The organism is Mesorhizobium qingshengii (assembly GCF_900103325.1).
GTDB lineage: Bacteria > Pseudomonadota > Alphaproteobacteria > Rhizobiales > Rhizobiaceae > Mesorhizobium > Mesorhizobium qingshengii.
This window is the reverse complement of the sequence record NZ_FMXM01000008.1, coordinates 197132-221645: the sequence shown is the minus strand read 5'-3', so window position 1 is coordinate 221645 and position 24514 is coordinate 197132. Positions and strand designations below refer to the sequence as shown.

At 63.2% G+C, this 24514-nt stretch carries 28 protein-coding genes and 1 other RNA gene; 14 read left to right on the top strand and 15 right to left on the bottom strand.

What is annotated here, in order from left to right; all coding sequences use genetic code 11:
• Window positions 1–206: 206 nt before the first annotated feature.
• From pyc to BLS48_RS15340, 4 genes are all read left to right on the top strand, one after another.
• Window positions 207–3665 carry a pyruvate carboxylase gene (pyc, locus tag BLS48_RS15355; protein ID WP_091578844.1) on the top strand — a complete coding sequence of 1153 codons (3459 nt, stop codon included), beginning with the start codon at window positions 207–209 and terminating at the stop codon, window positions 3663–3665.
• A gap of 160 nt (window positions 3666–3825) precedes the next feature.
• A complete protein-coding gene (locus BLS48_RS15350) occupies window positions 3826–4086 on the top strand; it encodes a DUF2312 domain-containing protein (protein WP_027027312.1) in 261 nt (86 codons plus the stop codon).
• A gap of 196 nt (window positions 4087–4282) precedes the next feature.
• Entirely contained in the window at window positions 4283–4723 is a 441-nt protein-coding gene (locus BLS48_RS15345) for a hypothetical protein (RefSeq protein ID WP_091578843.1), read from the top strand.
• A gap of 7 nt (window positions 4724–4730) precedes the next feature.
• Window positions 4731–5030: a hypothetical protein gene (locus BLS48_RS15340; protein ID WP_091578841.1), complete on the top strand. Its 300-nt coding sequence runs from the start codon at window positions 4731–4733 to the stop codon at window positions 5028–5030.
• Window positions 5031–5109: 79 nt separating this feature from the next.
• On the opposite strand, the gene msrB is transcribed toward BLS48_RS15340, so the two are convergent.
• The 4 genes from msrB to BLS48_RS15320 all read right to left on the bottom strand — a co-directional run bounded on the left by msrB (window position 5110) and on the right by BLS48_RS15320 (window position 8174).
• Window positions 5110–5514, bottom strand: coding sequence for a peptide-methionine (R)-S-oxide reductase MsrB (msrB, locus tag BLS48_RS15335; RefSeq protein WP_013529102.1), 405 nt, complete (start codon window positions 5512–5514; stop codon window positions 5110–5112).
• 98 nt (window positions 5515–5612) lie between these two features.
• Window positions 5613–6803, bottom strand: coding sequence for a vWA domain-containing protein (locus BLS48_RS15330; RefSeq protein ID WP_091578839.1), 1191 nt, complete (start codon window positions 6801–6803; stop codon window positions 5613–5615).
• Between the two features lie 7 nt (window positions 6804–6810).
• On the bottom strand, window positions 6811–7257 hold the full coding sequence (locus tag BLS48_RS15325) for a GNAT family N-acetyltransferase (protein ID WP_091578838.1): 447 nt from the start codon (window positions 7255–7257) through the stop codon (window positions 6811–6813).
• A gap of 77 nt (window positions 7258–7334) precedes the next feature.
• Complete coding sequence (locus BLS48_RS15320) at window positions 7335–8174, bottom strand: AAA family ATPase (RefSeq protein WP_091578836.1); 840 nt, start codon at window positions 8172–8174, stop codon at window positions 7335–7337.
• A 146-nt stretch (window positions 8175–8320) separates the two neighbouring features.
• On the opposite strand from BLS48_RS15320, the gene ssrS reads away from it, so the two are divergent.
• From ssrS to BLS48_RS15300, 4 genes are all read left to right on the top strand, one after another.
• Window positions 8321–8476: non-coding RNA, 6S RNA (gene ssrS / locus BLS48_RS15315), on the top strand.
• Between the two features lie 96 nt (window positions 8477–8572).
• Window positions 8573–9160 (top strand): 5-formyltetrahydrofolate cyclo-ligase, encoded by a 588-nt coding sequence (locus tag BLS48_RS15310; RefSeq protein WP_091578835.1) that lies wholly within the window; start codon window positions 8573–8575, stop codon window positions 9158–9160.
• A gap of 71 nt (window positions 9161–9231) precedes the next feature.
• Entirely contained in the window at window positions 9232–10056 is an 825-nt protein-coding gene (locus BLS48_RS15305) for a TIGR00282 family metallophosphoesterase (RefSeq protein WP_091578833.1), read from the top strand.
• Between the two features lie 77 nt (window positions 10057–10133).
• Window positions 10134–10901, top strand: a complete 768-nt coding sequence (locus BLS48_RS15300; RefSeq protein WP_091578831.1) for a TerC family protein — start codon at window positions 10134–10136, stop codon at window positions 10899–10901.
• A gap of 21 nt (window positions 10902–10922) precedes the next feature.
• Here BLS48_RS15300 and BLS48_RS15295 read toward each other — a convergent pair whose 3' ends face one another.
• The 3 genes from BLS48_RS15295 to BLS48_RS15285 form a co-directional block, all read right to left on the bottom strand.
• On the bottom strand, window positions 10923–11390 hold the full coding sequence (locus BLS48_RS15295) for an SRPBCC family protein (RefSeq protein WP_091578829.1): 468 nt from the start codon (window positions 11388–11390) through the stop codon (window positions 10923–10925).
• A gap of 80 nt (window positions 11391–11470) precedes the next feature.
• On the bottom strand, window positions 11471–11863 hold the full coding sequence (locus tag BLS48_RS15290) for a VOC family protein (RefSeq protein WP_091578828.1): 393 nt from the start codon (window positions 11861–11863) through the stop codon (window positions 11471–11473).
• Window positions 11864–11880: 17 nt separating this feature from the next.
• Window positions 11881–12363: an SRPBCC domain-containing protein gene (locus BLS48_RS15285; RefSeq protein WP_091578826.1), complete on the bottom strand. Its 483-nt coding sequence runs from the start codon at window positions 12361–12363 to the stop codon at window positions 11881–11883.
• A 51-nt stretch (window positions 12364–12414) separates the two neighbouring features.
• On the opposite strand from BLS48_RS15285, the gene BLS48_RS15280 reads away from it, so the two are divergent.
• The 3 genes from BLS48_RS15280 to BLS48_RS15270 all read left to right on the top strand — a co-directional run bounded on the left by BLS48_RS15280 (window position 12415) and on the right by BLS48_RS15270 (window position 14049).
• Window positions 12415–12738, top strand: coding sequence for an ArsR/SmtB family transcription factor (locus tag BLS48_RS15280; protein ID WP_091578825.1), 324 nt, complete (start codon window positions 12415–12417; stop codon window positions 12736–12738).
• 211 nt (window positions 12739–12949) lie between these two features.
• On the top strand, window positions 12950–13699 hold the full coding sequence (locus BLS48_RS15275) for a YebC/PmpR family DNA-binding transcriptional regulator (protein WP_091578823.1): 750 nt from the start codon (window positions 12950–12952) through the stop codon (window positions 13697–13699).
• 17 nt (window positions 13700–13716) lie between these two features.
• On the top strand, window positions 13717–14049 hold the full coding sequence (locus tag BLS48_RS15270) for an Rdx family protein (RefSeq protein ID WP_091578950.1): 333 nt from the start codon (window positions 13717–13719) through the stop codon (window positions 14047–14049).
• Window positions 14050–14232: 183 nt separating this feature from the next.
• Here BLS48_RS15270 and BLS48_RS15265 read toward each other — a convergent pair whose 3' ends face one another.
• A complete protein-coding gene (locus BLS48_RS15265; RefSeq protein ID WP_208604621.1) occupies window positions 14233–14712 on the bottom strand; it encodes an anthrone oxygenase family protein in 480 nt (159 codons plus the stop codon).
• 133 nt (window positions 14713–14845) lie between these two features.
• Between BLS48_RS15265 and BLS48_RS15260 the strand changes: the two genes are divergently transcribed.
• Complete coding sequence (locus BLS48_RS15260) at window positions 14846–15475, top strand: TetR/AcrR family transcriptional regulator (protein ID WP_091578821.1); 630 nt, start codon at window positions 14846–14848, stop codon at window positions 15473–15475.
• Window positions 15476–15618: 143 nt separating this feature from the next.
• Here BLS48_RS15260 and rpmE read toward each other — a convergent pair whose 3' ends face one another.
• A complete protein-coding gene (gene rpmE / locus BLS48_RS15255; RefSeq protein WP_006327661.1) occupies window positions 15619–15840 on the bottom strand; it encodes a 50S ribosomal protein L31 in 222 nt (73 codons plus the stop codon).
• Between the two features lie 202 nt (window positions 15841–16042).
• Between rpmE and BLS48_RS15250 the strand changes: the two genes are divergently transcribed.
• Window positions 16043–17845: an ABC transporter transmembrane domain-containing protein gene (locus BLS48_RS15250; protein ID WP_091578820.1), complete on the top strand. Its 1803-nt coding sequence runs from the start codon at window positions 16043–16045 to the stop codon at window positions 17843–17845.
• Between the two features lie 36 nt (window positions 17846–17881).
• Here the strand turns inward: BLS48_RS15250 and BLS48_RS15245 are convergent, their stop codons facing one another.
• Window positions 17882–19369: a carboxypeptidase M32 gene (locus BLS48_RS15245; protein ID WP_091578818.1), complete on the bottom strand. Its 1488-nt coding sequence runs from the start codon at window positions 19367–19369 to the stop codon at window positions 17882–17884.
• A 141-nt stretch (window positions 19370–19510) separates the two neighbouring features.
• Between BLS48_RS15245 and BLS48_RS15240 the strand changes: the two genes are divergently transcribed.
• Complete coding sequence (locus BLS48_RS15240; protein ID WP_091578816.1) at window positions 19511–19864, top strand: DUF1304 domain-containing protein; 354 nt, start codon at window positions 19511–19513, stop codon at window positions 19862–19864.
• A 161-nt stretch (window positions 19865–20025) separates the two neighbouring features.
• On the opposite strand, the gene BLS48_RS15235 is transcribed toward BLS48_RS15240, so the two are convergent.
• The 5 genes from BLS48_RS15235 to BLS48_RS15215 form a co-directional block, all read right to left on the bottom strand.
• Complete coding sequence (locus tag BLS48_RS15235) at window positions 20026–20460, bottom strand: hypothetical protein (protein WP_091578814.1); 435 nt, start codon at window positions 20458–20460, stop codon at window positions 20026–20028.
• Between the two features lie 239 nt (window positions 20461–20699).
• Complete coding sequence (locus tag BLS48_RS15230) at window positions 20700–21731, bottom strand: peptidoglycan -binding protein (protein WP_091578812.1); 1032 nt, start codon at window positions 21729–21731, stop codon at window positions 20700–20702.
• Window position 21732: 1 nt separating this feature from the next.
• Window positions 21733–22758, bottom strand: coding sequence for a MotA/TolQ/ExbB proton channel family protein (locus BLS48_RS15225; protein WP_091578810.1), 1026 nt, complete (start codon window positions 22756–22758; stop codon window positions 21733–21735).
• A gap of 160 nt (window positions 22759–22918) precedes the next feature.
• Entirely contained in the window at window positions 22919–23605 is a 687-nt protein-coding gene (trhA, locus tag BLS48_RS15220; protein WP_091578808.1) for a PAQR family membrane homeostasis protein TrhA, read from the bottom strand.
• A 104-nt stretch (window positions 23606–23709) separates the two neighbouring features.
• A complete protein-coding gene (locus BLS48_RS15215) occupies window positions 23710–24510 on the bottom strand; it encodes an inositol monophosphatase family protein (protein WP_091578806.1) in 801 nt (266 codons plus the stop codon).
• Between the last annotated feature and the right edge of the window lie 4 nt (window positions 24511–24514).

Here is a 24514-nt window from a genome sequence, read left to right as displayed (position 1 = left end):
CCGAGGACGGCCGTTAGTCGGAAAATGATCTTGGCCTGAACGGCAATGCCGGCGCTTTCTTGCGCGTCCGCGCGAATGCGACGGTCTTTGCTGCAAAGATTCGATTTAAATCGGTTTAAATTCGCGTGGATTTTGTTTGCACTGCAGCATTTTCGCGCTAATCATGGCGCCGATTTCTCTTCCCTTCCGCTGCTGGAGCCCAGTCCTTGGCCATCACGAAGATCCTTGTCGCCAACCGGTCCGAAATCGCCATTCGCGTCTTTCGCGCGGCCAACGAACTTGGCCTTAAAACCGTGGCGATCTGGGCGGAGGAGGACAAATACTCGCTGCACCGCTTCAAGGCCGACGAAAGCTACCAGGTCGGGCGTGGGCCACATCTGACCAGGGATATGGGGCCGATCGAAAGCTATCTGTCGATCGAGGAAGTGATCCGCGTCGCCAGGCTTTCGGGCGCCGATGCCATCCATCCGGGTTACGGGCTTTTGTCGGAAAGCCCTGAATTCGCCGAGGCCTGTGCCGAAGCCGGCATCACCTTCATCGGACCGAAGCCGGACACGATGCGCCGGCTCGGCAACAAGGTTGCCGCACGCAATCTCGCCATCGAGGTCGGCGTGCCGGTGATCCCCGCCACCGACCCGTTGCCGGACGACATGGACACGGTCAAGAAACTGGCCAAGGAGATCGGCTATCCGGTGATGCTGAAGGCATCGTGGGGCGGCGGCGGGCGCGGCATGCGCGCCATCCGCTCCGAAGCCGATCTTGCCCGCGAGGTCATGGAAGGCAAGCGCGAGGCGAAAGCCGCCTTCGGCAAGGATGAGGTCTATCTCGAAAAGCTGATCGAGCGCGCCCGCCATGTCGAGGTGCAGGTGCTTGGCGACACACATGGCAATGTCGTGCACCTGTTCGAGCGCGACTGCTCGATCCAGCGCCGCAACCAGAAGGTCGTCGAGCGCGCGCCGGCGCCCTATCTCGAAATGTCGCAACGCGAGGAGCTTTGCGGCCATGCGCTGAAGATCGCCTGCGAGACCAGCTATATCGGCGCCGGAACGGTCGAGTTCCTGCAGGATGCCGACAGCGGAAAATTCTATTTCATCGAGGTCAATCCGCGCATCCAGGTCGAACACACCGTCACCGAGCAGGTGACCGGCATCGATATCGTCAAGGCGCAGATCCACATCCTCGATGGCTTCGCCATCGGTACGCCGGAATCGGGCGTGCCGGCGCAGAAGGACATCAGGCTGAACGGCCATGCCCTGCAGTGCCGCATCACCACGGAAGACCCCGAGCACAATTTCATCCCGGACTATGGCCGCATCACCGCCTATCGCGGCGCGACGGGCTTCGGCATCCGCCTCGATGGCGGCACCGCCTATTCCGGCGCGGTCATCACCCGCTTCTACGATCCACTGCTGGAGAAGGTGACGGCCTGGGCGCCGACGCCGGCCGAAACCATCGCCCGCATGAACCGGGCGCTGCGCGAGTTCCGCATCCGCGGCGTCGCCACCAACCTGACCTTCCTCGAAGCGATCATCAATCACCCGAGCTTCGCCGACAATTCCTACACGACCAAGTTCATCGACACGACGCCGGAGCTGTTCCAGCAGGTCAAGCGCCAGGACCGCGCCACCAAGCTCATCAACTATCTGGCCGACGTGTCGGTCAACGGTCATCCCGAGACGCGTGGTCGGCCGCAACCGAAGGCCGATGCCGCGGCTCCGATCGTGCCCTACCTCAACGGTAATGTGCCAAGCGGCAGCAAGCAGAAGCTGGATGTGCTGGGACCGGAGAAATTCGCTGCCTGGATGCGCGAGCAAAGGCAAGTGCTGGTCACCGACACGACGATGCGCGACGGTCATCAGTCGCTGCTGGCGACGCGCGTACGCACGCATGATATCGCCGGCATCGCCGGCACCTATGCGCGCGCGCTGCCGCAGTTGCTGTCGCTCGAATGCTGGGGCGGCGCTACCTTTGACGTCGCCATGCGCTTCCTCACCGAAGATCCGTGGGAGCGGCTGTCGCTGGTGCGCGAGGCAGCACCCAACCTGTTGCTGCAGATGCTGCTGCGTGGCGCCAATGGCGTCGGCTACACCAACTATCCCGACAATGTCGTGCAGCATTTCGTCCGCCAGGCCGCTGCCGGCGGCATCGACCTGTTCCGTGTCTTCGACTGCCTGAACTGGGTCGAGAACATGCGCGTCGCCATGGACGCCGTCGGCGCCGAGGGCAAGCTCATCGAAGCGGCGATCTGCTACACCGGCGACATTCTCGATCCGGCGCGGGCCAAGTACGACCTGAAATATTATGTCGGGCTGGCCAAGGAGTTGCAGGCTGCCGGCGCGCACATCATCGCGGTCAAGGACATGGCCGGCCTGTTGAAGCCGGCCGCGGCGCGGGTGCTGTTCAAGGCGCTGCGCGAGGCGACCGACCTGCCGATCCATTTCCACACCCACGACACGTCGGGCCTGTCGGCGGCGACGGTGCTGGCGGCGGTGGAAAGCGGCGTCGACGCCATCGACGCGGCGATGGATGCCTTCTCCGGCAACACATCGCAGCCTTGCCTCGGTTCGATCGTCGAGGCGCTGAAGGGCACCGAACGCGATCCGGGCCTCGACCCGCAATGGATCAGGAAAATCTCCTTCTACTGGGAAGCGGTGCGCAACCAGTACGCCGCCTTCGAAAGCGATCTCAAGGGGCCGGCCTCGGAAGTCTATCTGCACGAAATGCCGGGCGGGCAGTTCACCAACCTCAAGGAGCAGGCGCGCTCGCTTGGCCTGGAGACGCGCTGGCACGAGGTGGCGCAGACCTATCACGACGTCAATCTGATGTTCGGCGACATCGTCAAGGTGACGCCGTCGTCCAAGGTTGTCGGCGACATGGCGCTGATGATGGTCAGCCAGGACCTGACCGTTGCCGATGTCGAGAATCCGGCCAGGGACATCGCCTTCCCGGACTCGGTCGTCTCGATGCTGCGCGGCGATCTCGGCCAGTCGCCCGGCGGTTGGCCGGAAGCGCTGCAGAAGAAGGCGCTGAAGGGCGACAAGCCGATCACGGCGCGGCCAGGTTCGCTCCTGAAGGCAGCCGATCTCAAGGCCAGCCGCAAGGAGATCGAAGACAAGCTCGAACGCAAGCTCAGCGAATTCGAATTCGCCTCGTGGCTGATGTACCCGAAGGTGTTTTCCGACTTCGCCGGCGCGCAGGAAACCTACGGCCCGGTCAGCGTGCTGCCGACGCCGACCTATTTCTACGGCATGAAGCCGGAAGACGAGATCTTCGTCGACATCGAGAAGGGCAAGACGCTGGTGGTGCGGTGCCTGGCGATCGGCGATGTCGACGACAAGGGCATGGTCACCGTGTTCTTCGAACTCAACGGCCAGCCGCGCCGCGTCAAGGTGCCGGACCGCGCGCATGGCGCGTCCGCCGCCAAGGCCCGCCGCAAGGCCGAGCCCGGCAACGAGGCGCATGTCGGCGCGCCGATGCCGGGTGTCGTCTCGGCGCTTTCGGTTGCCGCCGGCCAGGTGGTGAAGGCCGGCGACGTGCTGCTTTCCATCGAAGCGATGAAGATGGAGACGGCCCTGCATGCCGAGCGCGACGGCACGGTCGCCGAGGTGCTGGTCAAGGCCGGCGACCAGATCGATGCCAAGGATCTGCTGATCGCTTTCGGGTGAAAGAAACGGCTGTCGAGCCTGGGTTGTCCGCACCTGGCGGCAACCTTTCATGCCGCGTCGATAACGGCTTGACCCGCCGCCCCCGGTCGGGCATCGAACCGCTGAAATCAGCCGCGGCATGCTTTCCGAGTCGCGGCGTAGAAACGATGTGGAGAAAAACATGGCCGACGATATCACCGAGACCAGCCAGACTGTTGCCGCCGGCCAGCTGCGTGCCTTCATCGAGCGCATAGAGCGGCTCGAGGAAGAGAAGAAGACCATTTCCGACGACATCAAGGAAGTGTTCGCCGAGGCCAAGGGCACCGGCTTCGACACCAAGGCGATGCGCACCATCATCCGGCTGCGCAAGAAGGATCAGGCCGAGCGCCAGGAGGAGGAAACCATCCTCGATCTGTACAAGGCCGCGCTCGGCATGGTGTAAGAGACTGTCTGGAAATTCTACTCCGGCGGCCATCTGACGGCGTTTTCTGCGCTTCCGGTGCTCACGGATCCGAAAGTCCGCTGCGCTCCGGTTCTCGAAACCACCACCATATGACTCGCCAGAGCGAATTTCGAAACAGTCTCTGAAAGGCCGGCAACAGCCAGCCTGGGCGTGATGCTGGAACGGGCATCGAACCATGAGCGAATTCGACTTCGGCGCCCGCCGCGCTTCTGAATTCCGCCATCGCGGCTTCTGGACGCTGTTCGACGAACGGCATCCCGAGGAAAGGGCTCTGATGGCGAGGCGCGGACCCTGGTTCTGGCAGCGCGGGATGCCCGACTTCGCCTTGGTCCTTTCCATGTATGTCGCGCCGGCGCAGAACCATGTCGGCGTTTTCTTCGGCCGCAACGAGAAGTTCGGTGCCACGCAAACCTGGTCGCGGTTGAAGCCGTTCCAGCCGGCGATCGAGGACAGGCTGAAGCTCAGGCCGGAACAAAGCTGCGAGGGCCTCGGCATCAATTCGATGTGGCGGGTGAACTGTTTTGCCGAGGACAACTGGCCGGCCATGACCGACTGGCTGGTGACGGAATGTTCGCGCATCGAGCGCGCCGTCACCGACGTCCTGGGACAGGGGTAGATATCAGGTGCTAGCGGATTTCTTCCGCTCGCGCTGGCTTGGCCAGGTGCCGCTCGACCGTCTGTTCTGGCGCGACATGGTGCTCGTTGGCACGGCGATCAGCATTGCATCGTCGGTGGCTGCGCTCATTCTGCTCGCACTGAATCTGCCGCTCGAGGCCGTCCTCGCGGTGCATTTCGCGCCGGTGCCTTATAGCATCTTCCTGATGTCGGCCGTCTGGCGGACCGCCGAGAAAATTGGCGGCGCCAAGGCTTCAATGATGATGCTCTGTGCCGCGCTGTGGCTGATCCTGACGATCGTTATCTGACCAGGGCTCTCGATTGTTCAGCCAATGAAAAAGGCGGCCGAAGCCGCCTTCCCAAAAACCTGCCAATCGGGCCTGCCGCTCAGGCGGCCGGCTCGAATTTCAGAGCCACGCCGTTGATGCAATAGCGCAGGCCGGTCGGCGGCGGGCCGTCCTCGAAGACGTGGCCGAGATGGCTGCCGCAGCGGGCGCAGTGGCATTCGGTGCGCACCATGCCGTAGCTGCGGTCGACGGTGTTTTCGACCGAGCCGGGGACCGGATCGTTAAAGCTCGGCCAGCCGGTGCCGCTCTCGAACTTCAGCTTGGATTCGAACAGCGGCTGATCGCAGCCGACGCAGGAAAAAGTGCCGGCGCGCTTCTCGTAGAGCAAAGCGCAGCTTCCCGGCCGCTCGGTGCCGTGGCCGCGCATGACCGCATATTGCTCCGGCGTCAGCCGGGCGCGCCATTCGGCGTCGGTGCGGGTTACGGGGTAGGTGTGGGTGTCCATTTGATCTCCTCAGCCTTGCCGGCTCGTTGTTGATTGCAACCGGATATTCGCACCAAGATAGGCATTTGTTACGCGTCTGCCCAGTATCGACACCCTGACTAATGCTTCCTCGACAGCTGCTTCGTCGCGCCTTCCAGCCCGTCCAGCGTCAGCGGGAACATGCGGCCGCCGAAGATGTCGCGGATGATAGTGATGGAATGGGTAAAGCCCCAGTTCTTCTGGTCTTCCGGGTTGAGCCACACCGCGTTCGGCCATTGCTGCAGCAGGCGGCCGAGCCAGACGGCCCCAGCCTCGGGATTCCAGTGCTCGACCGAGCCGCCGGGGTGGGCAATCTCGTAAGGGCTCATCGAGGCGTCGCCGACGACGATCACCTTGTAGTCCGGGCCGTATTTGTGGATGAGGTCGAAGGTCGGAATCACTTCGGCATGGCGGCGGCGATTGTCCTTCCACACGCCCTCGTAGAGGCAGTTGTGGAAGTAGAAATATTCGAGCTGGCGGAATTCGGCGCGGGCGGCCGAAAACAGCTCCTCGACGCTTTTGATGTGATCGTCCATCGAGCCGCCGACATCGAAGAACATCAAGAGTTTCACGGCGTTGCGCCGTTCGGGCCGCGTCCGCACATCGAGGTAGCCGTGCTCGGCGGTGGCATGGATGGTGCCGGGCAGGTCGAATTCTTCCTCGGCGCCTTCGCGTACCCAGCGGCGCAGGCGTTTCAGCGCGATCTTGATGTTGCGGGTGCCAAGCTCGACGGCGTCGTCGAAATTCCTGAACTCGCGCTTGTCCCAGACCTTCACAGCGCGGCGATTGCGGCTTTCATGCTGGCCGATGCGCACACCTTCGGGATTGTAGCCATAGGCGCCGAAAGGCGAGGTGCCGCCGGTGCCGATCCATTTCGAGCCGCCCTGGTGGCGGCCCTTCTGCTCCTCGAGCCGCTGCTTCAGCGTCTCCATCAGCTTTTCGAAGCCGCCGAGCGCCTCGACCAGTTTTTTCTCCTCGTCGGTCAGGTGCTTTTCGGCGAGGCGGCGCAGCCACTCTTCCGGCAGGTTCGCGACGTCGATGGCATCGGGCCCGCCCAGCGCCTCAACGCCCTTGAAGACATGCGCGAACACCTGGTCGAAGCGATCGATGTGGCGCTCGTCCTTCACCAGCGCGGTGCGGGCCAAATAGTAAAAACCCTCGACGTCGTAGTCGACCAGCCCGGCTTCCAGTCCCTCCAACAGCGACAGATATTCCCGCAGCGAAACGGGAACACGTGCGGCCTTCAGTTCGAGGAAGAAGGGGATGAACATGGTCTATCTACAGCAAATCATACTCGATGAAGCCGGTTCGCCGCGCGACATGGTCGTAGAGCTTGCGCGCCGTCGCGTTGGTCTCGTGCGTCATCCAGTAGACGTTCTTGACGCCGGTTTTTGCCGCTTCCTGTTTCACGGCCTCGATCAGGGCCGCACCGATGCCCTTGCCGCGCACGTCGGGGTCGGCGAACAGGTCCTGCAGATAGCAGTTGTTCTGCTCCGCCCAGCAGGAGCGATGGTAGAGATAGTGGGTGAGGCCGACAGCCTTGCCGTCGAGGGTGGCGATGAAGCCTTTCGGCTCGAACTCACCCGTCGTGAACAGTCGCTTCCAGGTGACGGCGTAGACCTCTTCCGGCAGCTTGGTTTCGTAGAAGGTAAGGTAATCGGTCCACAGGCGGCGCCAGTCGGCATGGTCGGGCTGCGCAAGCGGGCGGACGGTGATCTCGGTCATTTCATTTCCTCCGGAGGTTCTTGCCGAAGCTGCCTCCCTGTTCGACTGCCGGCAACGGTCCACAGCAGGGAAAAGCGCTACCCCTGCCTTCGCGCCATGAAGGCCAGCCGCTCGAACAGATGCACGTCCTGCTCGTTCTTCAGCAGCGCGCCATGCAGCTTCGGCAATGCGTTCTTCGGATCGGCGCGCAGGTCCTCCGGCGCGATGTCGTCGGCGACCAGCAGCCTTATCCAGTCGAGGGCTTCGGAGGTCGACGGCTTCTTCTTCAGGCCGGGCACGTCGCGAATTTCGTAGAACTGGGTGAGCGCCGCGCGCACCAGGCTCTGCTTGATGCCGGGATAGTGCACGTCGACGATCCTGTGCAGCGTGTCGACGTCGGGAAAGCGGATGTAGTGGAAGAAGCAGCGGCGCAGGAAGGCGTCCGGCAGCTCCTTCTCGTTGTTGGAGGTGATGATGACGATCGGCCGGACGGCCGCGCGGATGGTCTCGCCGGTCTCGTAGACGAAGAACTCCATCCGATCGAGTTCCTGCAAAAGGTCGTTGGGGAACTCGATGTCGGCCTTGTCGATCTCGTCGATCAGAAGCACGATCTTCTTGCCGGCGGCGAACGCCTCCCACAATTTGCCGCGCTTGATGTAATTCCTGATGTCGTTGAACCTGATATCGCCGAGCTGGCTGTCACGCAGCCGCGAGACGGCGTCATACTCGTAAAGACCCTGCTGCGCCCTGGTGGTCGACTTGACGTGCCATTCGATGAGATCGAGGCCAAGGGCCGCCGCCACTTGCCTGGCAAGTTCCGTCTTGCCGGTTCCGGGCTCGCCCTTGACCAGCAAGGGCCGCTCCAACGCGATCGCCGCGTTGACCGCCACCGTCAGATCCTTGTCGGCGACATAGGCCGCCGTGCCTTCGAAACGCATTTTCGCTCCCTGGTTCACTCCTGGCGACCGTAAGGAGGTGGCCTGGTCCGCGCAAGGGTGAGGTTGGCTGCGGCGATGGCGCGAACCAGCACTGAAAGAACGCCATCTCTCTGGCGCTTGGGTTGCCATCGGCCTATATTGAGGATGACGGTCTGTGCTTCCCGGCAGGAGAACATTTTCCCCGGGGCCTTAACGATCCTTAGGGAGCTGTCCCTGGGAAGACCCGTGGGTTTTCTCACACGGCGCCCACCTACTTTGTAGGCACCCGGGATCGCTCTCTCCACCGGTTGTGTGGATCGTCACTTATTTCGAGGCATCCACGCATTTCGGTGGATGACGCGGTGGAAAACGTCGCTCCCGAGACTCCATCCAGATCTGCCCTTTTCTATCCTGGCCGCATGACCTCTCCCAAAGAATTGAAAAAGCAGCTGCGTCGTGAGGCACTCGGGCGCCGTGACGCCCTTGATGCGTTGTGGCGGGTGGAGATCGCGCTTGAAATGGCCGAGACGGCGCGCGACCACCTCGGCGTCGAGCCGGGCCAGATCGTCTCCGGCTTTTGGCCGATGCGGTCGGAAGTGGACGTTCGGCCACTGATGTTCGCCTTGCGCGAGAAGGGGGCGAGGCTTTGCCTGCCTGCCATCCTCGACAAGACCACCATCGTCTTTCGCGAACTGGTGCGTGGTGCGCCGATGGTCGAGATGGGCTTCGGCACGGTCGGCCCGCACGAAGAAGCCGAGGTGCTCGATCCCTCGGTGATGCTGGTGCCGCTCGCCGCCTTCGACGCGCGCGGCCATCGCATCGGCTATGGCGCCGGCTATTATGACCGTGCGATCGCCAAGCTGGTCGACAAGGGAAAACCACCGCGATTGATCGGCATCGCCTTCGACTGCCAGGAAGTGGCGCTGGTGCCGGATGAGGACCACGACGTCATCATCACGGAAATACTCACAGAGAGCGGGTTGCGCCGCTTCGCGCCAAAATTGTAGATAAATGGACGCATGATCTTTTCGCAGACGTCATGCAGCTTTTGCTTCGTTGACCTTCGGTGCGGGATCATATGAGACTTCTCTTCCTCGGTGACATGGTGGGAAAAACGGGCCGCACGGCGGTGTGGGAACAATTGCCTGGACTGATTTCGGACTTCAGGCTCGATTTCGTCATCGTCAACGGCGAGAATGCCGCCGGTGGCTTCGGCATCACCGAAGAGATCTTTCGCGAGACGATCGCGGCCGGCGCCGATGTCGTCACCACCGGCAACCACGTCTGGGACCAGCGCGATGCGCTCGCCTTTGCGCCGCGCGAAGAGCGGTTCCTGCGGCCGTCCAATTTTCCCAAGGGCACGCCCGGGCGCGGCTCCGGCGTCTACATCGCCAGGAGCGGCGCGCGCGTGCTGGTCGCCAACATCATGGGCAGGGTCTTCATGCATCCCGAGCTCGACGATCCATTCCAGGCCGGAGAGCGCGAGCTTGCCGCCTGTCCGCTCGGCGAGCAGGCGGATGCCGTGGTCATCGACTTCCACGCCGAGGCAACGTCTGAAAAGATGTGCTTCGCGCATTTCGTCGATGGCCGCGCCAGTCTCGTCGTCGGCACCCACACGCACCAGCCGACCGGCGATCATCAGATCCTCAACGGCGGTACCGGCTACATCTCCGACGCCGGCATGTGCGGCGATTACGATTCATCGCTTGGCATGGACAAGGAGGAACCGCTCAACCGATTCCTGTCGAAGGTGCCGAAAGGGCGTTTCGAGGCAGCGACTGGACCGGCGACATTGTGCGGCGTCGGCGTCGATATTTCCGACCGCACCGGGCTGGCCGAGAAGATCGCGCCGTTTCGTCGCGGCCCGCGGCTGGAGGAAACCGCGCCGTCCTTCTGGTCGTGACATTGATATAGGCGTGTGCAGTACCTAACTGCCGGCGACACTGCTCTAGATCGTTACAAGAGGGGACAACGACCTCCATGCAGCTTATCGGATTTTTCGCGCCGCATTTTCAATTCGTTTCCGACCCGACGGCCTGGGTCGCGCTGCTGACGCTGGTGGTGCTGGAGATCGTGCTCGGCATCGACAATCTGATCTTCATCTCGATCCTGACCAACAAATTGCCGGAGGCGCAACGCGCCCGAGCCCGCCGGCTCGGCATCTCGGCGGCGCTGATCATGCGGCTGGTGCTGCTCGCCACCATCTCGGTCATCGTCCAACTGACGATGCCGGTATTCACTGCGTTCGGCCACGGTTTTTCCTGGCGCGACCTGATCCTGATCGCCGGCGGCCTGTTCCTGGTCTGGAAGGCGACCAAGGAAATCCATCACACGGTCGATCCCGACGACCACAAGGACACGATGCTGGGCGAGACGCTGCAGATCAGCCTTGCCGGCGCGATCTTTCAGATCCTGTTGCTCGACCTCGTCTTCTCGATCGATTCGATCATCACCGCCGTCGGCATGACCGACGAGATCGCCATCATGTATATCGCGGTGATCGTCGCGGTCAGCGTGATGATGCTGGCGGCGGGGCCGCTGGCGGACTTCATTGCCAGGAATCCGAGCATCGTCATGCTGGCGCTGGGCTTCCTTTTGATGATCGGCATGACGCTGATCGCCGACGGCATGGGCTATCACGTGCCCAAGGGCTACATATACGCGGCCATGGGTTTCTCGGCGCTGGTCGAGGGGCTCAACATGCTGGCGCGACAGCGCAGGAAGGCGAAGTCCGGCGACGGACATTGAGGCTGGTCCGCCAGGGCAAACCTAATGCCCCGGCACACCCTTCGGGTGGCGGTCGCCGATCAGGCCCAGCGTCAGACCCTGCTCCAGCCAGGCCTTGGCGCCGGCCAGCACGAGCGAGAAGCCACCGGTTGAACCGATGGCCTCTTTCACCTGCTCGTCGCCATTGCCGGCGAAGCCGAAGTTGCGAACCTCGAGAAAGGTCGCTTCGCCTGGCATTTTGGTGAAGGTCCAGACCACGGTGGTCGGCGGATCGCTCCATTGCATGACGATCTTTTCGTTCGCGACGATGTCGCTGACAACGACCGTCGTCGAGACGTCGTACATGCGCCATTCCCACCGAACGTCCTTGCCGCTATCCAGCCGGCCGCTGCCGTGGGTGAACCAGAATTTCGTGGTGACGGCCGGATCGACGATGGCCTCGAACACGTCGGCGACAGGCCGCCGGATCAGCATGCCGGCTTCGGCGGTCGGCGTTTCGTGGATTTCCATGGCAACTTCCTTCGATAGACAGTCCCTGGTTTGTCCGGCGGTCAGCCCCCGTGCTTACCGGCCTCCTGCTGTCCAGCTCGCTATGCCAGGTTGACCTGCCAGGAGACGCCGAACTTGTCGTTGAGCCATGCAAAACGGCGGCTGAAGCCGTAGTTGTCGGGCGGCATCAGGAACCCGCCATCCTTTGCCAGCGTCTCGACAATGCGGTTCAGCTCCTCTTCGGAGGAACAGTCCACATACAACGAGACCGACGGCGTGAACGTGAAGGCATGGTGTACGGGGCTGTTGTAGACCATGACTTCCAGGCCAGCGATGGAGACACGCGCCAGCTTGACCGTTCCTTGCGGGCCGTCTTCGCCGGGGCCGTAACGCGTGACGTCAAGGACGCTGCTGTCGGGAATGGTCTCGCAATAGAGGGTCATTGCCTCCTCGGCCTTGCCCTCGAACATCAGGAATGGCGTCACTTTCTTCATCGCTTTACCTCCGTCACTCAGATGTTGGTCTCGTTGGCGGGTTCGCCCTTCATCTCGCTGCGGTAATAGCCGTCGCGCAAATTGATACCGTATTCGACATAGGCCTTCATGCAGGCCAGCATCTGCGACCAGCCTTCGCAGTTGAGGTAGGATTTCTTCAGCCCGGCCGCGCCTTCCTGCCACCCGCTCTCGGCGATGGTGACGAAGGTGCCGCCATCGTCGAGCGGCTCGAAATTCATCTCGATGCGCGTCTTGTAGGCCGGCTTACCGTCGGCGTCGGTGGCATCCCAGCGCAGCACGATGCGGCTGTCCTTGACCACTTCGTCGACCTCGACCGGTACTTTGCCCCACCAGACGACTCCGGCGCCGACCTCCAGTGGCGCGCTGGCGCCGCCGATGGTGGTGAAATAGCCGCTGAGCTTCTTCGGGTTGACGACGGCGTCGAAGACTTCGGCGACCGGCCTGCCGATGCGTCCGGAAACCCTGAATCCGAGTGACATATCCACAGCTCCTTCCTTGCTCCATCGAACGATATGTTATAGAAATATAACATGTCAAGCCGATCGCAAGACGACAATGTTTTCAAGGCGCTGGCCCACCCACGCCGGCGCGAAATACTGGATCAGCTGAAGGACACGGCGAAGACCACCGGCATGCTGTGCGACGCCTTCCCCGATATCGATCGCTGCACCGTCATGCTGCATCTCAAGGTGCTGGAAGAGGCTGATCTGATTGTCGTGCGCCGCGACGGGCGCGAGCGCTGGAACCATCTCAACGCGCTGCCGATCAAGCGGATCCACGACCGTTGGATCAGTCAGTATGCCGGCCATGCGCTCAGCATCATCGACCGGCTGAAGTCCGATCTGGAGGCGTGAGCGACTGGAGCAGCCCCTGTCATGCGCCCTGTGCGCGGTGCGGCTGGACGAATTGAGCCGATTTATCTATAAGCCGGCCATTCCGACAGAGAGCGCCATACGTCCTCGGGACGCATCAAGGACGCTTTGAAATTTGAATTCGAGCATTTTGCAAAAGGCGAGGTGATCTACCTGGCTGCGGGATGCTCTAGCCGAACACGACAGGGGTGCCATGGCTGGCCATTCACAGTTCAAGAACATCATGCACCGCAAGGGCCGTCAGGACGCGGTGCGGTCGAAAATGTTTTCCAAGCTGGCGCGCGAAATCACCGTTGCCGCCAAGAGCGGCACGCCCGATCCATCGATGAACCCGCGCCTGCGCCTTGCCGTGCAGAACGCCAAGGCGGTGTCGATGCCGAAGGACAACATCCAGCGCGCCATCAACAAGGCCTCGATGGGTGATGCCGAGAATTACGAAGCCGTGCGCTACGAGGGCTACGGTCCGGGTGGCGTCGCCGTCATCGTCGAAGCTTTGACCGACAACCGCAACCGCTCGGCGTCGAACGTCCGCGCCGCCTTCACCAAGGCCGGCGGCGCGCTCGGCGAAACCGGTTCGGTGTCGTTCATGTGGGACCGTGCCGGCGAGATCTATTATCCGGCATCGGCCGGCAGCGCCGACAAGGTGATGGACGCGGCGATCGAAGCCGGTGCCGACGATGTGGAGTCGGATGAAGAAGGCCACACGATCTATTGCGCCTTCGAAAATCTCGGCGAGGTGTCGAAGGCGCTTGAAGGCGCGCTCGGCGAGGCTGAATCGGTGAAGCCGATCTGGAGGCCGCAGAACAATGTTCCGGTCGACGAAGAGCGGGCACAATCGCTGATGAAGCTGGTCGCCACGCTCGAGGACGACGACGACGTCCAGAGCGTCTACGCCAACTTCGAAGTCGACGACGAGACAATGGCCAAGCTCAGCGCGGCATGAGCGAAGCTGAGCCAGGCATGGGCGACGTTCAGTCCGGCGCAGTCGAAAAGCGGTTGCCCGCCATCCGCATCACCTATTGCACGCAGTGCCAGTGGCTGTTGCGCGCTGGCTGGATGGCGCAGGAACTGCTCTCAACCTTCGGCACGGATCTCGGCGAAGTGACGCTGGTGCCCGGCACCGGCGGCATCTTCACCATTTCCTGCAACGACGTGCTGGTCTGGGACCGCAAGCGTGACGGCGGTTTCCCGGACGCGGCCAAGCTCAAGCAGCTGGTCCGCGATGTCATCGACCCGGATCGCGATCTCGGCCATTCCGACCGCAAGGGTCACAAGTCAAAAGATCCCGCCTAAGGTGTATTGATATTCAGGTGAGGCCGGTCTGCAAACGGTGCTTTCCTGCGCTTCCGGTGCTCACGTACTTTAAGTACGCTCCGCTCCGGTTCTCGGAAATCGCCGCTTTCGACTCGGCCTGACCTGAATCTCAACACACCTTTCAAGCGTGAGAGAACGGGGTTTTGGCTTCGATGGTGATGCTCACCGCCATGCGAAGATGAAGCAGCCAAGAGCCACGATGGCAGTGACGGCGCGGACGTGGTTCCACATGACCCAATCCCTGAGATAAGTAGTCCAGACAGTGGCGCCATTGCTGCTGGCGGGATCGACTGCCGCCAGCGCATCGTTGAGCGGCACGTTGAAGACCATGGTCACGATCGGGTTGCCGACGAGGTAGATCAGGGCGCCGGCGAGCAGCCAGAACGAGCCCTGCTGGCTCCAGCCGAGGATCGCGCCGGCGATAAGCACGAGGCAGACCAGGCCGGTGCCGAACAGCGCGGTCATGAATGTCGGCGTGAAGACGGTGATGTTGATCGAATTCATCGCGGCGATGCCGCCCGCCGCCGGCAGGCGGGCGAGCGCCGGCATGACGAAATTGGAGAATGCGAAGAACACGCCGCCGACGACGCCCGCGCCGATTGCGGCGAAAAAGATCAGGGTGGGGAGAAGTTTCGTGATCACGTCAGTTGCTCCAGTTTCAGGTTCCCGCGCTTTAAAATATGAGTAATCCTCACATTTGCAAAACGTGATAAACCCTCGTATTTTTCCCGTCAAGCCATTTTCCGGATGATGGGCGCGTTTGTTGGAGACAGTCATGGAAGGCGCACCGGCCAACGAGCAGATCGCTTCACCGCGCCGGGCGCCGAGCCAGCAGCGCAGCCGCGAACGGGTCGAGCGCATGCTGGCGGCTGCCTCGCAGTTGATCGCCGAGCAAGGCAGCGATGCCATGCGCATGGGTGAAGTGGCGGAACGGGCGGGGGTGTCGATCGGTTCGCTCTACCAGTTCTTTCCCGACAAGCGGGCGATCATCTGGGCGCTGGCCGAACGCCACACCACCGAGGGCCAGGCCTGTATTTCAGCGGCGCTTGCTGATGTCCGCGACGCCGAAGGCCTTGGCCAAGCGTTTTCGGAGCTGGTCGATATCTACTACCGGCTGTTCCTGGCCGAGCCGGTGATGCGCGATATCTGGTCGGGCACGCAGGCCGACAAGGCGCTGCGCCAGCTCGAGCTTGCCGACAGCCGGGCCAATGCCGAGTTCCTCACCGCCGTGCTGAAGCGGCTGCGGCCGGCGGCCGATCCGGTGGCGCTGGAAACCATGGCATTTCTCGTCTGGCAAATGGGCGAGGCCGCCATGCGGCTGGCGGTCTCCGTCGAGCGGCAAGAGGGCGACAGGCTCGTCGCCGCCTACAAGCGCATGGCGCTGCGGGAATTGCTGACCGAGTAGGGAAAGGCCGAGCCTCCGGCGGCAGACAAAAAAACCCGCCACGAGGCGGGTTTTTGATCTGCGACAAGGCCGGAGTGGCTTAGGTTCTTACATTGTGCAAGTCGTTATCCCAAAACCGCTTCGCACTTTTGGACGACATGCGCTTAGAGGCCGAAACCTTCGAAGCGCTTCTTGAACTTGGACAGGCGGCCGCCGCGGTCGAGCAGGGTCTGCTGGCCGCCGGTCCAGGCCGGGTGGGTGGTCGGGTCGATATCGAGGTTCATCGTATCGCCTTCCTTGCCCCAGGTCGAACGGGTCATGTATTCGGTGCCATCGGTCATGACGACCTTGATGGTGTGGTAGTCGGGGTGGATGTCGGTCTTCATGGCTTTGTTCCTGGCTGCCGGCGCTGCTGACGGGCAAAAGCCTGCGTCGATGCGCCCCTTTTTAAAACTCGAAGCCGCAGCTATTGAGGAGCCACGGCTTCTAAAACGGTCGGCGAGCCTATACATCAGCCGGAATTGAATCACAAGGCCGCGGCAGGCGCATATTGGTGGCGCAATGCAAAAGGGGCCAGAGGAAACGGTCATGGCGGATATCAGTGGCGATGCAGACGAGCGCCGACGCTCGCTCAAGCCGCTCAGGCGCCTGTTCCCCTATCTCACCCGCTACCGGAAAATGGTCATTGGCGCGGTCATCTCGCTAGCCGTTGCGGCGGCGACGACGCTGGCCTTGCCGCTGGCGGTGAGGCGGATGATCGACCACGGCTTTTCGGCGTCGGATTCCAGTTTCATCGCCGAATATTTCGGCATGCTGGTGGTGATGGCCGCTGTGCTGGCGGCTGCGTCGGCCTGCCGTTACTATTTCGTCATTACGCTCGGCGAGCGCGTTGTCGCCGACATCCGCAGCGACGTGTTCAGCCATGTGACGACCCTGTCGCCATCCTTCTTCGACACCGCGCAATCGGGAGAGATCGTGTCGCGGCTCGCCGCCGACACGACGCAAATCAAGTCGGCTGTGGGGGCGACCGCTTCGGTGGCGCTGCGCAACGTCATCCTCGGCCTTGGCGCCGTGGCGATGATGGTCTTCACCAGCCCGAAGCTGTCGGGCCTGGTCATCGCCGCGATCCCGGTCATCGTGTTGCCGCTGGTCGCCTTCGGTCGCTCGGTGCGGCGCAAATCACGGCTGGCGCAGGACACGCTGGCCAATGCGACAGCCTATGCCAGCGAGCAGATCGGCGCGGTGCGCACGCTGCAGGCCTTCACCAATGAAAGACTGGTCACCGGCCGCTTTTCGTCCGCCGTGGAGGCCGCATTCGAGGCGGCTCGGGCCTCGATCTTTGCCCGCTCGTTCCTCACCTTCTTCGCCATCTTCATGATCTTTTCCTCTGTCGTGGCGGTGCTGTGGTTCGGCTCGCGCGACGTGCTCGAAGGCACGCTGTCGCCGGGCACGCTCGGCCAGTTCCTGCTCTATTCGGTGTTCGCCGCCGGCGCGCTCGGCGCGCTGTCGGAAGTGTGGGGCGAACTCGCCCAGGCAGCGGGTGCCGCCGAACGGCTGACCGAGATCCTGGCCGAGAAGCCGGCGATCCTGGCGCCGGCCGTTCCGCAGCCACTGCCGGCGAAGGCGAGAGGCGCGATCAGTTTCGACGATGTGTCGTTCTCGTATCCGGCCAGGCCCGACCGCGCCGCCGTCCACGGCCTGAGCTTTCAGGTGAAGCCCGGCGAGACGGTGGCGATCGTCGGTCCGTCGGGGGCCGGCAAGAGCACCGTGTTTTCACTGATCCTGCGCTTCTACGATCCCGAGACCGGCAGGATCGTGATCGACGGTGTCGACGTGCGCGAGGCCGATCCCATCGCCGTCAGGCAACGTATCGCCATCGTGCCGCAGGATGTCACCATCTTCGCGGCGAGCGCGCGCGACAATATCGGCTTCGGCCGGCCGGGGGCCAGCGAGGCCGAGATCGAGGCGGCGGCCAAGGATGCGCTGGCCGACGAGTTCATCCTCAAGCTTGAAAAAGGCTACGACAGCCAGGTCGGCGAGCGCGGCGTGACGCTGTCAGGCGGCCAGCGCCAGCGGGTGGCGATCGCCCGCGCCATCCTGCGCGACGCACCGATCCTGCTGCTCGACGAGGCGACTTCGGCGCTCGACGCCGAAAGCGAGACGCTGGTGCAGATGGCGCTGGAGCGGCTGATGCAGGGCCGCACCACCATCGTCATCGCGCATCGCCTGGCAACGGTGCTGAAAGCCGACAGGATCCTGGTCATGGACGGCGGCAGCATTGTCGAGGAGGGCACGCACAAGAGCCTCGTCGCCAAGGGCGGCATCTATGCGCGGCTGGCAAAGCTGCAGTTCGAAACCGGTGCAAGCGCGTTCAGGGGCGCGGCGGAGTAGGCAGGCGCAATTGGCCTGGCGGTTCCACCCATAGGCTCACGCGTTTCCATACCGTTTGCGCAGATGATCGGTGAAATACGTGGCGTTGAGCTTTTCACCGGTGGCGCGTTCGAGCAGGTCCGGCGTCGACCAGCGCGAGCCTTGCGACCAGATCCTCCCGCGCCGCCAGGCGTTGATCGCCTCGAAATCTCCCTTGGCGAGGTCGCCATCAGCGGACGGATGGTCCCTTGTCAGCGCCGCCCATTGCTGGGCCGCCATCATCGCGCCCAGCGTATAGGAGGGGAAGTAGCCGAAGGCGGCACCCGGCCAGTGCACGTCCTGCATCGGTCCGTCGGCGGGATTGTCGATGGTGGAAAGCCCGAGATAGTCGCGCATCTTGGCGTCCCAGGCTTCAGGCAGGTCAGCCACCTCCAGCCTGCCCGAGACGAGCTCCTGCTCCAGCTCGTAGCGCAGGATGACATGCAGCGGATAGGTCACCTCGTCGGCGTCGACACGGATCAGGCCGCGTTCGACGCGATGCACATGCGGCAGGATGTCGTCGAGTGACCAGGCTTCGCCGAGATGCCTTTCGACCACCGGCAGCGCCCAGCGCCAGAAGGCAGGGTTGCGGCCGATCTGCTTTTCGACGAACAGGCTCTGGCTTTCATGCACGGCCATGCCGCGCGCCTTGCCGAGCGGCCAGTGCGACCATGCCTTCGGCAGGTTCTGTTCGTAGAGCGCATGGCCGGTCTCGTGCAGCACGCCCATCAGCGCCGACAGGAAGTCGGAGGTCTTGTAGCGGGTGGTGATGCGCACGTCGCTCGGCACGCCGCCGCAGAAGGGATGGTGCGATACCGACAGCGAACCGTGTGTCAGATCGAAGCCGACCGCCGCCATCATGGCAAGGCCGAGCTCGCGCTGCCGGTCGATCGCATAGGTCCCCGAAAGCGGCTTCAGCGGGTGTTTGCGCAACCGTGCTTCCTGCATCGCCAGCGCCTCGGGCACGAAACCCCTGAGGAAAGTTTTCAGGTCGGTGAAGACAGGAGTGATGTCGGCGGCGCGGTTGCCGGGGTCGTACTGCTCCATGAGCGCGTCATAGGGGGCGAGACCGAGCACGTCGGCGCGCAAGGCGGCCTCCTCGCGCACCAGCGCCACCACGCCCTCGAGCGCCGGCTGGAAGCCGGCCCAATCGTTCTTGGCGCGCAGGTCGCGCCACAATTGCTCGCAACGCATGCGCGCCGTCGTCTGCCGTTCGACGAACTCGACCGGCAGGCAGGTCAGGTTGGTGTATTGCCGCCGCAATTCGGCGAGAGCCGCCCGTTGCTCTTCGCCGAGCGTCTCGCCTTCGGCGGCGACGATCCAGTCGGCGATTTCCGGCGCCGTCGCCCTGGTGTGATACATGCCGGCAAGTGCCGCCATTGCCTCAGCGCGCTTCTCGCCGCCGCCGACGGCCATATGGGTCGCTTCATCGGCGCCGAGGATGGCCAGCGCATGCTCGAGCGCTTCGAGTTTGTGGCCGAGGTCATCGAGTTTTTGAAAGGACATGGCGGCTTCCGTGATTGGGGACGGCGCGAAAAGATACCAACGCAAAGACGTTTGCAACCCTGCGGCCCGTGCGGCGGATGCATCTTGCGCAGGTGAGGCCGCGCGTGAAATGCTGCCGGCGACACATCAAGGGGGAACAAGATGATCGGCAACATCCTGGTCGGGCTGGTGGCCTTGATCCATGTCTACATCGTCTATCTCGAGATGGTGCTGTGGGACACGCCGAGCGGACACAAGGCATTCAATCTGGCGCCGGAATTCGCCAGCGCTTCGAAGGTGCTCGCCGCCAATCAGGGGCTCTACAACGGCTTCCTCGCCGCCGGCCTGATCTGGGGGCTCTACCTTGGCGCGGGTGGCTTCCAGGTCAAGGCTTTCTTCCTGTTGTGCGTGGCCATTGCCGGCCTCTTTGGCGCGGCGACGGTTGGTCGCAAGATCCTGTTCATCCAGACCGTGCCGGCGGTGCTTGCCCTGATCGCGGTCTGGCTCGGCTGGTAGGGAAAAAGGACGCCCGCGGGATTGGGGTCCCGAAGGCGCCAGGTGGTCCCTTCCTGGTGCATGGACCGAAATCGGAACCGATTTCGGTCGGATCATGCGCAATATCGAAGTGCCGCAGGCCCGCGGCACATCGGCAGGAATGCGCGCTGCAACAGCCGGTCTCAGCCGTTCGGGTAGTTTCCGCCGTCGGAACCATCGCCGATCATGAAGCCGCTACCGGTCCCGACCATCAGCCGTTGGTCGACATTGTCGAGCCGGCGCAGCAGGTCACGGTATTGCGCGGCCGGTATCCTGCCGTGATCCGATGCCGCGATCTTCTCGGCCGCCTGACTGATGCGGGCCGTGCGCATTTCCAGGCGTTGCGCCATCGACGGCGTGATGGTGTTGGCCTGCCTGGCGTCGACTATGCCCTGATGGACGCCTTGAACCTGTCCGATGAGACCTTCGACGCGCGGGCCGATAAAGTCGGTCGGTGCGGTCTCGTCGAGAGCGCCTTTGTGATGGCCCGCCGCATAGGCGCCGGCAAGCGGAACGGCGATGAGGAACGCCGTGAGTGCTGCAGTTCCGAGCGAGGTCCTGGGAGCAAAAGAGCGCATCGTCGCGTCTCCTCTTGAAGAGGAAGGTGGCGGTTGTTCCGACAGCCTTCCGGCCGCGGGCCGTCCGGTTCCGTCGCGTCACGATGGGAGGATTCATCGCCGGCGGTTCTCGGCCCAGGCGGCAAGCTAGGACCGCACTGACACGATGTGTAATTAAAAAATGATAATCTTTTCAGGCCTTGCCGGCCCACGGCTGCGCTCTAGCGTTGAGCCGGCGAACAAATTCGCGTGATGCGGGATCACCGTTCGGTGAGCTTCAGTTCAATACGGCGGTTCTTGTTGCGCGCCTCTTCGGTGTCGGCCGGGTCGAGCGGCTGGAACTCGCCGAAGCCGGCGGCTACCAACCGGTTGGCCGGTACGCCGTTCTCGATCAGGAACTTCACCACCGAGGTCGAACGCGCCGTCGACAGCTCCCAGTTGTCACGGTAGCGGCCGGTGCCGGAGAGCGGCTTGTTGTCGGTATGGCCGTCGACGCGCAGCACCCAGTTGATCTCCGGGGGAATTTCCTTCTGCAACTCGATGATGGCGTCGGCGAGTTTCTTCATCTCGACCTTGCCGGCATCGTTGATCTCTTCGGAGCCGGTCGGGAACAGCACTTCCGACTGGAAGACGAAGCGGTCGCCGACGATGCGGATGTTCTCTCGGTCGGCGAGGATTTCGCGCAAGCGTCCGAAGAAGTCGGAGCGGTAGCGGTTCAGTTCCTGCACGCGCTGTGCAAGTGCCACGTTCAGGCGGCGGCCGAGATCGGCGATCTTGGTGTTGGAATCGCGGTCGCGCGTTTCGGACACGTTGAGCGCATCCTCGAGCGCCCCGATCTGCTTGCGCAGCGCCGCGATCTGCTGGTTGAGGATTTCGACCTGGCTCAGCGCCTGCTGACTGATCTGGCGCTGGTTGTCGAGTTCGCCGCCCAGTTCTGCCGCACGCTGGTTGGCGGCGTCCCCGGCGCCCGCACCCTGCGCCAGCAATTGTTCGAGCCGACTTTTCTCGGCTACCGCCGCCGACAGCGATGCCTGCAGATTGGCCAGCGAATCATCCTTGTCCTGCGCCGTCGAGCGCTCCAGCGCCAGAAGCTGGGTCAGTTCGTTGATCTGCGAATTGAGACGCGAGAGCGCCGTATCCTTGCCTGAGATTTCGCGGCCGAGCAGGAATTGCGCGAGCACGAAGACCGTGAGCAGGAACATGATGGCCAGAAGCAGCGTCGACAGCGCGTCGACGAAGCCCGGCCAATAGTCGATGCGGCGATCGGTGCGCCGGCCCCTGGCGAGCGCCACGTCAGTGCACCCCGGGCTTCTTCAGGGCGTCGGCGATCTTCTCCAGCGTGTTGCGCATCGCCTTCTGCTCGTCGGACTGGGCCTCGACCCAGTCGCGCATAATCTGCTGTTCCGAGCGCATGTTCTTGACCAGGCCGGAAATGCCGTCGGCGAGGTTGGCCATGGCGGTGGCGACCCGCGGATTGGAGCCGCCGCCATTCTCCTGCATGCTGCGCAGCCGTTCGGACAGCACACGAATCTCATCCGAGGATTCGGTCTTGGCCGGGTCGGAAACGACGATGTCGGACGACAGGTCGGTGACCGAGGACAGCCAGTTTTCGAGCTCGGTGTAGAAACGCGTCTGGGCGCGGCCGGCCTGCAGGTCGAGGAAGCCGAGCACCAGCGAGCCCGACAGGCCGAACAGCGAGGACGAGAAGGCGGTGCCCATGCCGGCCAGCGGCGCGGAAAGCCCCTGCTTGAGCGAATCGAGCACCGCGGCGGCGTCGCCCGTGCCCGGGTCGAGCGATTCGATGGTCTCGCGGATCGAGCCGATGGTGTTCAAGAGGCCCCAGAAGGTGCCGAGCAGGCCGAGGAACACCAGCAGGCCGACGAGATAGCGCGAGGTGTCGCGGCTTTCATCCAGGCGCGTGGCGATGGAATCGAGCATGGTGCGCATCGAACTGGTCGAAAAAGCCATCGACGACGAGCGGCTGAGCATCGCCTTCATCGGCGCCAGCAGCACAGGTTCGGTGGTTTCCGAGCCTGCGCGGAAGGAGTTGACCCAGCGCACTTCGCGAAACAGCCGTCCGACCTGGGCGAAGGCCAGCAGGATGCCAACCACCAGCACGCCGACGATCAGGCCGTTGAGGCCGGGATTGCTGCCGAAGGCCGTCGAGATCTGGCGGGTCAGGATCGCGGCAATGAACGCCACGATGGCCAGGAAGATCACCATGGTCAGCAGGAAGACCTGGGGACTCGACAGTTTATGCGGGTCGTAGATCAGGACATCAGAACGTCTGCCCACGCCGAAGGATTTGAGAAAAGCCATCCGTGCCCCGTTTCCGATGCCGCCGCCGATCAGGTTGAACGCGACTCTAAACGGAATTGTGACCAAATTGAATGGCGCTTGGCAATATTGCCGGCCGTGTGAGACGCGCGTTCGATCGGACCCTGGAAACCGAAATCGGTTTCCAGGGTCGTGCGCCGGGTCAGAAGCGGTTGATGACCAGGCAATCGACCATGGCGGCCAGATGCAGGCCGGCGCCAGTGACGACGAAGCCGTGCCACAGCGCATTGTGGAAGCGCAGCCCCTTCCAGGCGAAGAAGATGACGCCGCAGGAATAGACGATGCCGCCAGCGACGATGAGCGCGATCGATGTCGTCGGCAGCGTCTGGACAATCGGCTTTGCCAGGATGATGCCGCTCCAGCCGATGGCGAGATAGAAGACGATGGCCAGCCGGTCGAACCGGCCGGGAAAGAACACCTTGATGGTGATGCCCAGCGCCGCGGCGCACCAGACGAGGACAATCATCCAGCCTGCCAGCGGCGAGCCGTCGAGCTGGGCCAGGAAAGGCGTATAGGTTCCGGCGATCAACAGATAGATCGCGGCGTGATCGAAGCGCCGCAGGACCCATTTCTTCGGCGATGACACCGGCCACAGATTGTAGGTCAGCGACACCGACAGCACGGTGAGCAGCGAAACCACATAGAAGGCGGCGGCGATGTACTCACCCGGCCCGACACGAAAGGCCGCAAGCGCCAGCAATGCCGAACCGGCCGCTATCGCCAGCACGATGCCGACGGCATGGACGATACCGTCGGCGATCATCTCGGCGCGCGAATAGTGCCAGCGTCCGATGAACGGGATGTCGTGGTGGGGCTTGACGTCTTTCACACTGCCGGGTTCCTGCGCCGTGCCCCAATCTGGGCGGTCGGCAGGCAGTATTTCAAGTCTTGTTGGCGGTTTTACGACTGCGGCGCTTCAGCGCGGCGTGCCTGTCAGCGCGGCGTGAACGGCTTCTTCACGACCTTGAGCAAGGCGCGCTGGATGACCTCGTTGCCGGCGACCACCGAGCCATTGTCGAGCATGTCCTGTCCGCCATCCATGTCCGAAACGAAACCGCCCGCCTCGCGGATCAGCAGAAGGCCGGCGGCGATGTCCCAGGCCGACAGGCCGGTTTCCCAGAAGCCATCCATGCGGCCGGCGGCGACATAGGCAAGATCGAGCGAGGCGGAGCCGAGGCGGCGGACGCCGGAGACCTCGGCCATGACGTTGCGCAATTCGACAAGGAAATTGCCGTGGTGGCCGCGTCCCAGATGCGGCATGCCGCAGCCGATGACCGTGTCGACCAGCTTGATGCGGCCGGCGACCCGCAGGCGGCGGTCGTTCATGAAGGCGCCGCCGCCGCGTTCGGCGGTGTAGAGCTCGTCCATCGCCGGATTGTAGATGACGCCGGCAACGATCTGGCCTTGGCGTTCCAAGGCGATCGAGACGGCAAAGAGCGGGATGCCGTGGAGGAAATTGGTGGTGCCGTCGAGCGGGTCGACAATCCAGCGGTGCTGAGCGTCATCGCCTTCCACCGTGCCGCGTTCCTCCATCAGGAAGGAATAGCCCGGCCGCGCCTTCGACAGCTCGGCAAAGACAATATCCTCGGCCTTGCGGTCGGCCTGGCTGACATAGTCGCCGGGGCCCTTCATCGAGACCTGCAGGTTCTGCACCTCGCCGAAGTCGCGCGACAGCGAGCGGCCGGCCTTCATGGCGGCCTGAACCATGACGTTGAGAAGTGCGGAGCGTGCCATCGTG

Coding starts and splice junctions, on each gene's coding strand:
- msrB (WP_013529102.1), bottom strand. CDS start 5,514: ATGGACACCCACACCTACCCCGTAACCCGCACCGACGCCGAATGGCGC.
- BLS48_RS15325 (WP_091578838.1), bottom strand. CDS start 7,257: ATGACCGAGATCACCGTCCGCCCGCTTGCGCAGCCCGACCATGCCGAC.
- rpmE (WP_006327661.1), bottom strand. CDS start 15,840: ATGAAGACCGACATCCACCCCGACTACCACACCATCAAGGTCGTCATG.
- BLS48_RS15240 (WP_091578816.1), top strand. CDS start 19,511: ATGATCGGCAACATCCTGGTCGGGCTGGTGGCCTTGATCCATGTCTAC.
- BLS48_RS15320 (WP_091578836.1), bottom strand. CDS start 8,174: ATGCGTTTCGAAGGCACGGCGGCCTATGTCGCCGACAAGGATCTGACG.
- BLS48_RS15280 (WP_091578825.1), top strand. CDS start 12,415: ATGTCAAGCCGATCGCAAGACGACAATGTTTTCAAGGCGCTGGCCCAC.
- BLS48_RS15260 (WP_091578821.1), top strand. CDS start 14,846: ATGGAAGGCGCACCGGCCAACGAGCAGATCGCTTCACCGCGCCGGGCG.
- BLS48_RS15305 (WP_091578833.1), top strand. CDS start 9,232: ATGAGACTTCTCTTCCTCGGTGACATGGTGGGAAAAACGGGCCGCACG.
- BLS48_RS15215 (WP_091578806.1), bottom strand. CDS start 24,510: ATGGCACGCTCCGCACTTCTCAACGTCATGGTTCAGGCCGCCATGAAG.
- BLS48_RS15295 (WP_091578829.1), bottom strand. CDS start 11,390: ATGGAAATCCACGAAACGCCGACCGCCGAAGCCGGCATGCTGATCCGG.
- BLS48_RS15270 (WP_091578950.1), top strand. CDS start 13,717: ATGGGCGACGTTCAGTCCGGCGCAGTCGAAAAGCGGTTGCCCGCCATC.
- BLS48_RS15290 (WP_091578828.1), bottom strand. CDS start 11,863: ATGAAGAAAGTGACGCCATTCCTGATGTTCGAGGGCAAGGCCGAGGAG.
- BLS48_RS15330 (WP_091578839.1), bottom strand. CDS start 6,803: ATGTTCATCCCCTTCTTCCTCGAACTGAAGGCCGCACGTGTTCCCGTT.
- BLS48_RS15225 (WP_091578810.1), bottom strand. CDS start 22,758: ATGGCTTTTCTCAAATCCTTCGGCGTGGGCAGACGTTCTGATGTCCTG.
- BLS48_RS15235 (WP_091578814.1), bottom strand. CDS start 20,460: ATGCGCTCTTTTGCTCCCAGGACCTCGCTCGGAACTGCAGCACTCACG.
- BLS48_RS15275 (WP_091578823.1), top strand. CDS start 12,950: ATGGCTGGCCATTCACAGTTCAAGAACATCATGCACCGCAAGGGCCGT.
- BLS48_RS15285 (WP_091578826.1), bottom strand. CDS start 12,363: ATGTCACTCGGATTCAGGGTTTCCGGACGCATCGGCAGGCCGGTCGCC.
- BLS48_RS15345 (WP_091578843.1), top strand. CDS start 4,283: ATGAGCGAATTCGACTTCGGCGCCCGCCGCGCTTCTGAATTCCGCCAT.
- BLS48_RS15310 (WP_091578835.1), top strand. CDS start 8,573: ATGACCTCTCCCAAAGAATTGAAAAAGCAGCTGCGTCGTGAGGCACTC.
- BLS48_RS15300 (WP_091578831.1), top strand. CDS start 10,134: ATGCAGCTTATCGGATTTTTCGCGCCGCATTTTCAATTCGTTTCCGAC.
- BLS48_RS15350 (WP_027027312.1), top strand. CDS start 3,826: ATGGCCGACGATATCACCGAGACCAGCCAGACTGTTGCCGCCGGCCAG.
- BLS48_RS15250 (WP_091578820.1), top strand. CDS start 16,043: ATGGCGGATATCAGTGGCGATGCAGACGAGCGCCGACGCTCGCTCAAG.
- BLS48_RS15245 (WP_091578818.1), bottom strand. CDS start 19,369: ATGTCCTTTCAAAAACTCGATGACCTCGGCCACAAACTCGAAGCGCTC.